The sequence below is a fragment of the Marinicellulosiphila megalodicopiae genome (genome assembly GCF_045862395.1).
Lineage (GTDB): Bacteria > Pseudomonadota > Gammaproteobacteria > Pseudomonadales > Natronospirillaceae > Marinicellulosiphila > Marinicellulosiphila megalodicopiae.
Genome location: NZ_AP023087.1, coordinates 1,429,445 through 1,442,488, shown reverse-complemented (window position 1 = coordinate 1,442,488; position 13,044 = coordinate 1,429,445). Strand labels below are relative to the sequence as shown.

Here is a 13,044-nt window from a genome sequence, read left to right as displayed (position 1 = left end):
AAATTGAATACCTACTTTTCAAGACAGTTAGTTGTGAAGGCAAGCCATCACCCACATCAATATAAATCAAAAATACCCACCCACAAAAAAGCCCTCGTTCATTTCTAAACGAAGGCTTTTTTAAATCTAAAAAAATTACTTCAAAATTTTCTTAGCGGTTAATTCTACAAATGCGTCCATTGCGGTTTTTGCTTCTATATCGGCTTTCACATCGGCTAACGTAATCGCTAACATGGATTGTGCGCTGAAGGTTTCGCATAGTGCTTGATCTGCATTTTCTAGGTTAACAACTAGGTGTCCAGCATCAAATAAACGACGTTCAAGTTCTGTGGCTACTTGTTCGTTGGCTGCTTTGATAATGGCGCCAGTTTGTGAATAACGACGTTCACGTTCGGTATCACTTACTGCAATCACTTCATCATTAGATGATCCTTGTAGGATCATGCCCGCACCCACGGTGACGTTTGTTAGACGGTCAATCACAATGAATGAACCTGTGCCACGTGTTGTGCTGTAGGCATCAAAGGCAAACGCTTTGTTTAGGTTAATTTGGCATACGCCAATTTCGTTTAACTCTAATTTGTTTGCGTCTTGTTTTTCTAATGTGTTTACGTCGATTTTGTATTCGATGTCACTGATTGCACCAGAAGATGTCGTTGCGCCTAATTTGAAATCGTATTGTTTACCGGTAACTAGTGGCTGTTCGATCATCCAAACCATGTTCGCTTGAATTTTGTTGTCCACTAACGGCTCTTGGCCTGGTTTCACTAACATATCACCACGTGATACGTCGATTTCATCTTCTAAACAAATCGTAACGGCTTGTTTTACAAAGGCCGTTTCTAAGTTGCCATCAAAGGTGACAATGGATTTTACTTTAGAGGTTTTACCCGATGGTATCACTACTAATGTATCGCCAACGCTAACTTCACCCGCTGCGATGGTGCCTGAGAATCCACGGAAATCTAGGTTGGGACGATTCACCCATTGCACGGGCATACGGAAGTTTTGTTCAATTTCCACATCAATTTCAATGCTTTCTAATGTTTCCATTAGGGTTTGGCCGGTGTACCACGGCGAACGCGTTGAGCGGTTTACTACGTTGTCGCCATCTAGTGCTGACATCGGAATAAAATGCACGTCCGTTAGGTTTAGATCTTTTGAAAATTCGTTGTAATCTTTTTTGATTTCTTCAAATTTTTCTTCAGAAAAATCTAAAAGATCCATTTTGTTTACTGCGATGATCACTGACTTAATGCCTAGTAATGACGCAATAAAACTATGACGTTTTGTTTGTGTTTGTACGCCGTAACGCGCATCAATTAAGATAATCGCTACGTTACAGTTTGATGCACCGGTTGCCATGTTACGTGTGTATTGTTCGTGGCCCGGTGTATCGGCAATGATGAATTTGCGTTTTTCTGTTGAGAAATAACGGTAAGCCACATCAATGGTAATGCCTTGTTCGCGCTCGGCGGCTAATCCATCTACTAATAATGCTAGATCAATTTTCTCGCCGGTTGTGCCGACTTTTTTGCTGTCTGATTCAATGGCGGCTAGTTGATCTTCGTAGATCATTTTTGAATCATAAAGTAGGCGTCCGATTAATGTGGATTTACCATCATCAACGTTACCACATGTTAAAAAGCGCAATAGCTCTTTGTTTTCATGTTGTTTTAAATACGCGTTAATATCTTGTGCGATCAGTTCAGACTGGTGTGACATTTAGAAATACCCCTCTTGTTTTTTCTTCTCCATCGAGCCCGATGAGTCGCTATCAATTACACGACCTTGACGTTCTGATGTTGAGGTTAATAACATTTCTTGAATAATTTCAGGCAATGTCGTGGCTTCTGATTCAACTGCACCGGTTAATGGGTAGCAGCCTAATGTTCTAAAGCGAACCATTTTATCAACGGGTTTTTCGCCTTCTTCAAAGACAAAACGATCGTCATCAACCATGATTAACGTGCCGTCACGTTCAACCACAGGGCGCATTGCTGCTTTGTATAATGGCACTAATGGGATGTTTTCCATGTGAATGTACTGCCAAATATCTAGCTCTGTCCAGTTAGACAATGGGAATACACGAATGGATTCGCCTTGGTTCACTTTACCGTTGTAGATGTTCCATAATTCTGGGCGTTGGTTTTTTGGGTCCCAACGGTGTTTAGCATCACGGAACGAATAAATACGTTCTTTTGCACGAGACTTTTCTTCGTCACGACGTGCACCACCAAAGGCGGCATCAAAACCGTGCTTATCTAAAGCTTGTTTTAGACCTTGGGTTTTCATGATGTCTGTGTGCTTGGCACTACCATGAATAAATGGGTTGATGTTCATATCCAAACCTTCTTGGTTTTGGTGAACAATTAAATCTAAACCGTAACGCTCAACAATGGTTGAGCGAAACTCAATCATCTCTTTGAATTTCCAGTTAGTGTCTACGTGCAACACTGGAAACGGTAATTTACTAGGATAAAACGCTTTCAAAGCCAAGTGCAGCATCACAGCGGAATCTTTACCGATGGAGTACAACATTACTGGATTATCAAATTCAGCAGCCACTTCACGAATAATGTGAATACTTTCTGCCTCAAGCTGTTTTAAATGGGTTAAGCGATGATCATTCATACTGCAAACCTATAAATGTGAATAGTGGAAATTGGCGCGGATTGTATCAATATCAATGAGTTATAAAAAGCTCGGTCTTATATTTGTTTGTACTAGAGTTATGAAATTTTGAGTATGTATAAGCACAGGTTATATATTGATAGCCAAAAGCTTGATCAACCTGATTATTCCAGCCATAAAAAAAAGCCTCAATGCTTTCACATTGAGGCTTTAGGTAATTCACGTTTAATTAATAATTAACCGTTATTGTTACCAATTAATGGTGCTTGGCAATTCTCTCTGTTTGGATTATTTGATCCATCGGCATTTAAGCCTTGAAGCAGATTAACTTTCCAACCGTTAATTTGCTCCCAATCATTACCTAAGATACCACCTGTATCGCCTGAGTTAGGGTTCCAAGCCCAATAAGTCCAAGAGAAACCTTCTTTACGAGCACACATATAATCTAAAAAGCTCTCAAACCAAATATTTGAAGCAGAACCTGGGATATCATGCTTGATACCAAACTCACCTACAAACAGATGACCTATATTATCTTGATAGATAAAGCCAAAACGATCTTCCCACAAATAAGGTAAGTTACGTGGGAATCCTGCTACTTTAAACCAAGGTTGAGTATACACTTCAGGCCCGTATTCATGTGGCGAGTAAACCAATTTTGATTGATCTCTAGTAAGGATAATCGGGTTATTTACTACGCCTTGTAAGTTTCCGCCCCACCAATATGACTCTAGTGATTTTTGCATATCATCCATTTGTTGATCGCCATTTAAATGCTCAACACCCTCAACAATAATTAACACGTTTTCATTGATCACTTGGATTCGATCCGCTGCTCGTTTTGCTGCTTCATTCCAGTTATCAGAAGCCTCATTAGAACCCCAAGCTGCCTGAAAATGTGGCTCGTTATTCAAATCAAAACCCACAACAGCATCTTCATTTTTATAACGTAACGCTAACATTTCCCAGTTTTGAATCCACTGCTCTTCTGTGCCAAATGTGGCAGTTGGATTATCACTTACCCAATGACCTTCAACCAAGTATTGATCTGATCCACGTGAGTGAGAATCTAAAACAATTTTCAAATTCTTTGCACTGGCTTTTGCTACGATTACGTCTAATAAATCAAGTGGGGTAAGCATATTGTCACCATCTTGATCAGCAATTGGATTAGCGGTTAAATCAATATCTAGATTTTCTAATAAAATTGATCCGTTTTGTGACCCTGCAATGACTTCATCAGAAAAAGGAATACGCACTGTATTAAACCCTTCATCTACAATAGACTGCAACATATCATCAATGGTTTGACCACCAGTCCAAAGACCCATTGCAATTAATGCTTTGGTTTCAAAGCCAAACCAGTTTACACCTGTTAAACGCACTGGATTACCTTTAGAATCTTTTAACACACGACCATCAACACTTAACCAATTAAGCGTGCCAGTATCTGTTAACGAAGGGGCAACCCAAGTATTCACTGTTTCATCTGGCTGACCTAAATCAACGTATTTAATGGCAAACGCATCGTAATCAAGGTTTGGATGTTCAGCCACAACAGGTACATCTAATGCGGTTTTATCTAAATCACAATGAGCAATTTCTGCTTCAGATTCAGCTTTAGTCATGCCTTTATAGCCAACATCATCAATACTTAAACCCGTTCCTTTAAATTCAATTTTTTCAATATAAATTTCAAAATTTTGACCTTCATCTTTTGTCTGTAAAAAGAATTTAGTCGCTTTTGACCCATCAGCAATAAAATCATGCTGTGTACCACCATCTGCTGATCCATCAAGCTGGGAATACTGTTCACCAACAAAACTAGAAGCATTAATTATTATTTTATTGGTAGATGAAGTTAACTCATAGGGTGTGCCGATTGCTCCATTATATGCAGCGTAATTACCCCAACAATCATCACAATTGCCTTTTATACTTGGAATCGGTTCAAACATAGGTATAAATTTACCTGAACCTCTAACCGTTAATTCAATTGTTTCGATTCCCGTTAGGTCCGTTTCATATTCTTCAAATACTAAGTTAGTGCCAACACCTGCATATTTATTAACATTCATTTTCAAATGCAATTCTTGGTTACTCACCGCTTCAATAATATTGTAAGGGTTGATAGGAATATTCACATTATTAACAATAGTGGTTGCCGCATCACCAAACACATACCAATAACCCCCACCTTCGGTATAGTTTTCACAATGCAAGGTACCGACTGCGCCACCTAAATTATTTTGGTGATCGTTGTCTGCAAAATCATCTAAAATAAAACTATTTTCAGTACCGTAATCAAAAATATGTGGTACCGGTAATGCCACTAATTCAACATCGCCATTTTGTTTGACTTGAACTAAATAGGGAGCCGTTGGCTGACCACCTTCTTCAGTTGGTATGTAAATCACACCGCCTGAAACTTGTTGACCGGTTGTATCAGCTAAAATTAATGCAGCTGCCTTTGTGACGTTTTCTGGAACAGGTAATGATCCATCATAATCAGCCAAAATTGCTTCAGCGGAATCAATAATGGTTTGATCAACAACAGGAAGCTCACCGTTATATTCTTCAACAATTTCTTCATTCGTTGGCGTACCAAAATCCACACCTGTTAAAAGTGAGAAAACTGAGTCTTCGCCATCTGTAACAGTTAATAACACATCTTGCACGCCAACAATTGAAAATGGCGCATCGGATAATAATACTGTTGTACCCACACCCACTTCAGCTTGACCAACTGACCAAGTAAAGATTAATACATCCTCTGCATCATCATCGGTTGCAGCGGCATTTAATTCAGTATCCGTTGCTTCTGCCAATGTAATAACTGGAATGCTATTTGGTTCTGTAATTGAGATATTAACTGTTTGCTTTACCGTATCAGCCCCATCAAAAACAGTTAATGTTGCGATGTATTCATCTTCAACATTGATAGTAAAACTAGGAGTTTCTCCCATTGCGGTTTGACCATCACTTAATACCCAACTAAATGTCAGCATGTCTTGATCGGCATCCGTTGCCGAAGCACTCAGCTGGAACAACTCACCGGTTAATGCTGTAATTGAATTACCCATCACAATTACAGGTAGATTATTGGGTGCTTCACCAAAATCGACATCATCAACTGTAAAGTGCGCTTCAGAGTTACCATCATTAACTGTTAATACAACATTTTGAACACCAAAAATTTCTACTGGCGCATCATTAATATCAAATGTTTCTTGTTCGCTTAATTCTACAGCACCAACTTTCCAAACATAAGTTAAGTTGCCACCTTCAGGGTCCTTTGCATTAGCCGTCAAAATAGATCCTGATAAAATTGGATCAGCAGTTGGTGCAAGATTTATAACAGCACCAAAATCTATTGAAATTATTTTTGTAACTTGGTTTTGCGCAGCATCTGTAACAATAACAGAAACTAACTTTTCACCGTGTAATCCTGTTTGACTCGGTGTAAAAGTTTCAGATTGCCCATAACTTAAACCTGCGACCTCCCAAGAATAAGTCAACAAATCTTCTTCAGGATCAGTTGCTGCAGCCGTATAAAAACCATCACCTACATTTATTTGCACAGTGGGTGGTTTATTCTTTATTTCAGAAGACTCATCTGAATCTTTTATACAACCAGTAAAAACTAGAGCAGATGAAAGCCCTGCTATTAGTGCTTTTTTGCTAAATATCATATTTATCACTTTTTAATTAGATGCACAGTGAACATTCAAATAGATTATTTAAATTGTTCCCATTGGGCGCTCAAGTAATTTAATCATTTGCAAAATGAAAAAATTTGAGACGCAGTTCAAAAAAATCGCCGAGATTGTATCAACTTTACAAATGTTTAAAAAGGTTCTACTTAATTATCTTTAAATTACCCCAAATGTTATTAGAATGTAATATCTGTTCTTTAGACAAAAAAAAGCCTCAATGCCAGAGCATTGAGGCTTTAGGGAATTAACGCTTAATTTATAATTAACCGTTATTGTTACCAATCATTGGTGCTTGACAGTCTTTAATTTTATCGACTTTCCAGTCGTTAATTTCAGTCCAGTCATTACCTAAGATACCACCTGTATCTCCTGAGTTTGGATTCCAAGCCCAGTATGTCCAAGAAAACCCTTCTTTACGATCACACATGTATTTAACAAAATTATCGAACCAAATATTAGATGCCGAACCTGGAATATCATTTTTAATACCAAATTCACCTACAAACATATGACCAATATTTTCTTGATAAATAAAGCCAAAACGATCTTCCCATAGATAAGGCATATTACGCGGGAATGTTGAATCTTTAAACCAAGGTTGAGTATAAACTTCAGGGCCATATTCATGTGGAGAATAAACCAACTTACTATTATCAGTGATATTAATTGGGTTATCATGCACACCTTGCAAGTTACCACCCCACCAGTATGCGTTCAATGTTTTTTGTGCATCATCTGGCTCTTGATTACCTAGCAAATGTTCAACACCTTCAACAATGATTAACACATCTGAATGAACAGCTTGAATTGCATTTGCAGCACGCTCAGCCGCTTCATTCCAGTTGTAATCAGAATCCATTGATCCCCAAGCTGATTCAAAATGAGGCTCGTTATTTAAATCGAATGCTACAACCGCATCTTCATTTTTATATCGATTAGCTAACATCACCCAATGTTCAATCCATTTTTCTTCTGAACCAAAATCAGGAGTGCCATAATCACCTTCCCAGTAGCCTTCAACTAAGTATTTATCCGATCCACGAGAATGAGAATCTAGAACTACTTTCAAGCCAAGTGCTGATGCTTTCTCAATAATTACATCCATCAAGTCTAATGGCGTATCAGTAGCGGTCAAACCATCATTATTTGAAAGGTCGATATCTAAGTCACCTAACATGATAGAACCATTTAATGAACCAGCAATCACTTCATCTGAGAATGGAATACGTACAGTATTAAAACCTTGAGTAACCATATCACCTAGCATGCCATCAATTGTACGACCGCCTTCCCAAATACCCATCGGGATTAACGCTTTAGTTTCAAAACCAAACCAGTTAACACCAGTTAAACGCACTGGACGGCTTTGCGAATCACGTAATATACGACCATCACGAGTCAACCAATTTGGCTGGCCTGTAGAGGCTAAAGAATGTACAGGCCAAGATGTAATCACATCATTTGGCTGTCCAAGTTCACCATGAGTGGCAGCAAAATCTGCGTAATCAATAGCTGGGTATTCTGCAACAGCTGGAACATCTAAAGTAGTTTGATCTAAATCACATTCAGCTACTGATTTAGCTTCTTCATTCTTATAATCTATATCAGCAATTTTTAAATTCGTTCCGCCAAATTCAATTTTATCAATATAAATTTCAACATTTACGCCACTTTCTGATTTAGATTGAAAGAAGAATTTAGTTGCTTTTTTACCATCACCTACAAAATTATGATCTGCAATAGAAGGATCATATTCTTCACCAACAAAGTCAGCTACATCAAAACGAATGGTTTGATAAGAACTGGTTAAAGTGAATTCACCCGCAGTGTAGTTACCCCAATCTGGTTTAAATTCAGGAATAGGCTCTAACATTGCAGAAGTTGTACCCGAACCTTTAACTGTTACTTCAATCCACTCTAGATTAGCTAAATCAGTTTCGTATTCTTCAAAAACTAAGTTCGTACCAACACCAGCATAAGCACCACCATTGATTTTGATATGCAATTCTTGGTTATCAACTGCTTCAATGATGTTATATGCATTGATTGATAAACCAGCAGCATTTTCAATTTGTGTTTCGCCTTTTTCACCAAACACATACCAATAACCACCACCTTCTGTGTAGTTTTCACAGTGCAAAGTAGCCACTGCTCCACCTAAATTATTCTGATGATCGTTATCTGCAAAGTCATCTAAAATAAATCCTTCGTCAGTACCGTAATCAAAGATATGAGGACGAGGCAGCTCAACTAAAGTTACATTTCCATCAGCATCAACAGTAACTGTAACTGGTGCTGCAACATCATCAGGAACCTGACCGTCTGGGACTGGCGTATAAATTACGTTACCAGAAATTTCTTCACCAATTTCAACTTTAAGCAATAATGCAGCTGCTTGAACATCAGCAGGAACTGGAACAGATCCATCATATGCAGCTAATACTGCCTGTGCCGCCGTTTTTGTTTCAGAGCTAACAGCAACAGAACTATCGTAATCTTCCAAAGCATCAATTACAGCTTGCGAATTATCTCCAGTTCCTGTGCCAGTTCCAGTTCCAGTTCCTGTACCAGTTCCAGTTCCTGTACCAGTACCAGTTCCTGTACCTGTACCAGTTCCAGTTCCAGTACCAGTACCAGTTCCAGTTCCAGTTCCAGTTCCTGTACCAGTTCCAGTTCCAGTTCCTGTACCAGTTCCTGTACCAGTTCCAGTTCCTGTACCAGTTCCTGTACCAGTTCCTGTACCAGTTCCAGTTCCTGTACCAGTTCCTGTACCAGTTCCTGTACCAGTTCCAGTTCCAGTTCCTGTACCAACAGTACCAAAATTCATAGTTACGTTTTGTGAAACTGAGTTTCCAGCACTATCCATTACTTTAACAGTAACAACTTGACTACCTGTAAAAGGGATACTAGCATTTTCAGTATCAAAAACTTGTGAATTACCGTAGCTTACACCACCAATTGACCAAGAATAAGTTAATGCATCACCATCAGCATCACTTGCTGTAATAATGTAAGTGCTATTATTTGCACTTATGCTCATTGTTGGAGCTTGGTTTTCTTCTTTCTTAGAACAACTCGCTAGCACTAGTGCTGAAGTCATACCAATGGCCAAAGCCGTTTTGTTAAAAATCATATTTTCACCTTAAAATTACATATCAGGGAGTAAATCCGAGACGAATGATATCGAACTTTACTCATTTGTTTCTGTTTTTTTATACATTTTGTGAACTATCTGGCACAATTTTGACTTTACGTACCCAGTTTATCAACTAAACTTTCATACCTTTACTCAAATAACGAATATCACTACAAATAAGCGCTATTTCTTTACACTTTCTTACTTTTTTGTAGCCACATTCACTTCCATCTGAGTAAATTTAATCAAGTTGTCAATATTTTTCTGTCAAAATCGACATATTTGACACCCTTTTAGGCACATACTGTGTATATTTGCCACTTTACATTATTTTGTATTAGTAGTACCAATTTAAATTACAATTTATACATAAAAACCCATTTAATAATACAAACAAAAAAGCCTTCCCCCCTTCGCCTGAGACTTTTATTTCTCAGTTAATAATATAATTAAAAGCGTTTAAAACTGAGAAACAGTGAATATGAATTCAAAGACACTGCTCTAATATATTTCATATCCAAATCAAACTTGATCTTAACCTTAAAAAACTGGCAAAAAAAAGCCCTGAAACGTGAATTTCAGGGCTACATATTTACTTATTTAAAATTGAAACTATTTACTTTCCATTTAAGTTACCAATTAACGGTGCCATTAAGTTAACTCCTGGCTGACCTTTAATTGAGCGCGTCCCATTTAAATATTCAACCTTCCAGTCATTAACCGCTTCCCAGTCATTCTTCAAAATACCACCAGTATCCCCTGAGTTTGGATTCCAAGCCCAGAACGTCCAAGAATATCCATCTTTACGCTCACCCATGTAGGCTAAGAACTCTTCAAACCATGCATTTGAAACCGAACCTGGAATATCATTTTTTATACCAAACTCACCGATCAACATATGACCTGTATTGTTTGTATTAATAAAGCCAAAACGGTCTTCCCAGATGTATTTTAAGTTATTAGGGAAGTTAGAGTCTTTAAACCAAGGCTGAACATACACTTCAGGGCCATATACATGTGGCGAGTAAACTAGTTTCGCATTGCGTGCAGCAGAACCTAAGTTAATTGGGTTTTGCTCTACACCTTGCAAGTTACCACCCCACCAGTATGAATTCAGTGCCGTTGCGCCGTCATGAGTACGCTCAACGCCTTCAACAATGATTAACACATTTGGATTAATATCTAAGATATTTTTAGCCAATTCTTGCGCCACTTCATTCCAGTTATGGGTTTCATCAATAGTCTTACCGTTTTCACCAGCATCTGCCCAATAAGCATCAAAATGTGGCTCATTATTTAGATCCATAGCAACAACCGCGTCGTTATCTTTATAACGATCCGCTAAATCTTTCCAGTTTTGAACCCATTGCTCATAAGTAATTTGGAATTCAGCACTTTCTTCAGGTAACCAGTAACCTTCTACTAAATAGCCATCACTACCACGTGAATGGGAATCTAAGATGATTTTAAGGCCAATCTCTTGAGCGTAATTAGCAATAAGATCCATCAAGTCTAACGGATTATCTCCTGGCTCTAAACCATTAGCCGCTAAATCAATTGAGAACACTTTAGGGTGATCTTCAAAGTTTAAATCACCATTTGTAGAACGAGTTATCACCTCGTCAGAAAATGGTATGCGCACTGTATTAAATTTAAGCGCTTTGATTTGATCTAACATTTCTTTATAGGTACGACCATCTTCGTCTGCAGACCATAATCCCATCGGGATCATTGCGCGTGTTTCAAAACCAAACCAGTTCACACCCGTTAAGCGCACTTGATTATCGTTGCTATCGTACATTTTAGAGCCATCAACACGTAACCAGTTAGACTTACCAGTAGATCCATTTGCAACAGGGGAATCTTCAGCAGTTACTGCATCAGGAGTTGCAATATCACCTGTCGCTGCCCAATCAATGTAATAATCAGGAATCAATGACGGTGTACCTTGTACATACGAGCCATCTTCAAGACTTGCTATCAACCCACAATCTTCAACCGAAGGCACGCCTTCTTTTTTGTAGTCGATATCAGCAATACTTAAACTGCCGTTAAACTTAATTGAATCAATTGCAATCGTTGCGGTTGCACCATCTTTAATTTGGAAGAAGAACTTAGTCGCTGTGCCTTCACCCAATAAAGTAGTATCACCACCATCCTCACCACCTAATAATGAATATTTTTCACCAATAAAATCACTTGCCGAAATAGTATAGGTTTTCCACGAGTTACTTAAAGTTATTGGACCAGCTGCGTAATTCCCCCAGTCAGGCTCTGCTTGACCCAGTGAAGCTGCATCTAAACCTAAAGAAACGCGATCCGGTTCAAACATAGGAACCACCTCACCAGAACCTTTTGCCACAATCGTCACCGATGTTAATCCACTTAATGGCACTGGGTATTCTTCAAACACAATATTGGTGCCTACTCCCGCATATCCATTATCACCAGAACCTGCTTTCATATTCACTTCTAGATTACGATCTTGTACTGCCTCAATGATATTATAAGCATTAATTGGCAGACCATTTTTATTGGTAATGGTTGATGATTCACCAGCGAACACATACCAGTACCCGCCACCTTCAGTGTAGTTTTCACAATGCATTGTTCCCATTGCGCCACCCACGTTATTTTGGTGGTCATTATCATTAAAATCATCTAAAACATAACCCGAACCAAGGGGTAAACCATAATCAAACGTATGAGGGCGAGGCAATTTATACTCGACTACATTATCGTTTTCATCAATTGTGATTACTCTTGGCGCTGGTACATCTTCAGGTACTTGCCCATCCGCTAAAGGTGTATAGATCACATTACCAGACACTGCTTCACCAGGGCCGGTCGCAGCTGCAATCGCAGCTGCCAAATCATTAGCATCGACCACTACATCGGCAGGACCGTCTACCACAGGACCTACACCAGTGCCAGTTCCAGTGCTAGTTCCAGTGCTAGTTCCAGTGCTAGTTCCAGTGCTAGTTCCAGTGCTAGTTCCAGTGCCAGTTCCAGTTCCAGTTCCAGTGCTAATTCCAGTTCCAGTTCCAGTTCCAGTTCCAGCTCCAGTGCCAGTGCCAGTGCCAGAGCCAGTTCCACCAAAATTCATCGTCACTTCTTGTGAAACTGAATTTCCAGCACTATCCATCACCTTAACAGTTACAACTTGAATACCTGTAAAAGGTATATTGGCGTCTTCAGTATCAAAAACTGGCGTATCTACGTAGCTTGCACCACCAATAGACCACGAATAAATTAACGTATCACCATCAGCATCATTAGCTGTAACAATGTAAGTGCTATTATTTGCACTTATACTCATTGTTGGTGCTTGGTTTACTTCTTTCTTAGCACAACTAGCAAGTACAAGCGCTGAAGCCAAACCAATGGCCAAAGCTGTTTTATTAAAAATCATAATGTTCACCTTAAATTTAATTTTAGGGGTTAAACCCGACATAAATCATATCGAAACATTTAGTTCACTTTTGATCTTTATGCACATGCTGCGAACAATTATCCACATTCAAAAAATACTTCCTTAGTAACTTTCCAAAATTGTAT

5 protein-coding genes are annotated in these 13,044 nt (G+C 38.7%); all 5 read right to left on the bottom strand.

Annotated elements, in window-relative coordinates; all coding sequences use genetic code 11:
- Positions 1 to 135: 135 nt before the first annotated feature.
- The gene (gene cysN, locus TYM08_RS06070) at positions 136 to 1,725 is read right to left on the bottom strand and encodes a sulfate adenylyltransferase subunit CysN (protein WP_422382071.1); all 1,590 of its coding nucleotides are present in this window, start codon (positions 1,723 to 1,725) and stop codon (positions 136 to 138) included.
- Positions 1,726 to 2,634 (bottom strand): sulfate adenylyltransferase subunit CysD, encoded by a 909-nt coding sequence (gene cysD / locus TYM08_RS06065; protein ID WP_422382070.1) that lies wholly within the window; start codon positions 2,632 to 2,634, stop codon positions 1,726 to 1,728.
- A gap of 236 nt (positions 2,635 to 2,870) precedes the next feature.
- A complete protein-coding gene (locus tag TYM08_RS06060) occupies positions 2,871 to 6,326 on the bottom strand; it encodes a cellulase family glycosylhydrolase (protein ID WP_422382069.1) in 3,456 nt (1,151 codons plus the stop codon).
- A gap of 286 nt (positions 6,327 to 6,612) precedes the next feature.
- Positions 6,613 to 9,483, bottom strand: coding sequence for a glycoside hydrolase family 5 protein (locus TYM08_RS06055; RefSeq protein WP_422382068.1), 2,871 nt, complete (start codon positions 9,481 to 9,483; stop codon positions 6,613 to 6,615).
- Positions 9,484 to 10,102: 619 nt separating this feature from the next.
- Positions 10,103 to 12,898, bottom strand: coding sequence for a cellulase family glycosylhydrolase (locus tag TYM08_RS06050; RefSeq protein WP_422382067.1), 2,796 nt, complete (start codon positions 12,896 to 12,898; stop codon positions 10,103 to 10,105).
- Between the last annotated feature and the right edge of the window lie 146 nt (positions 12,899 to 13,044).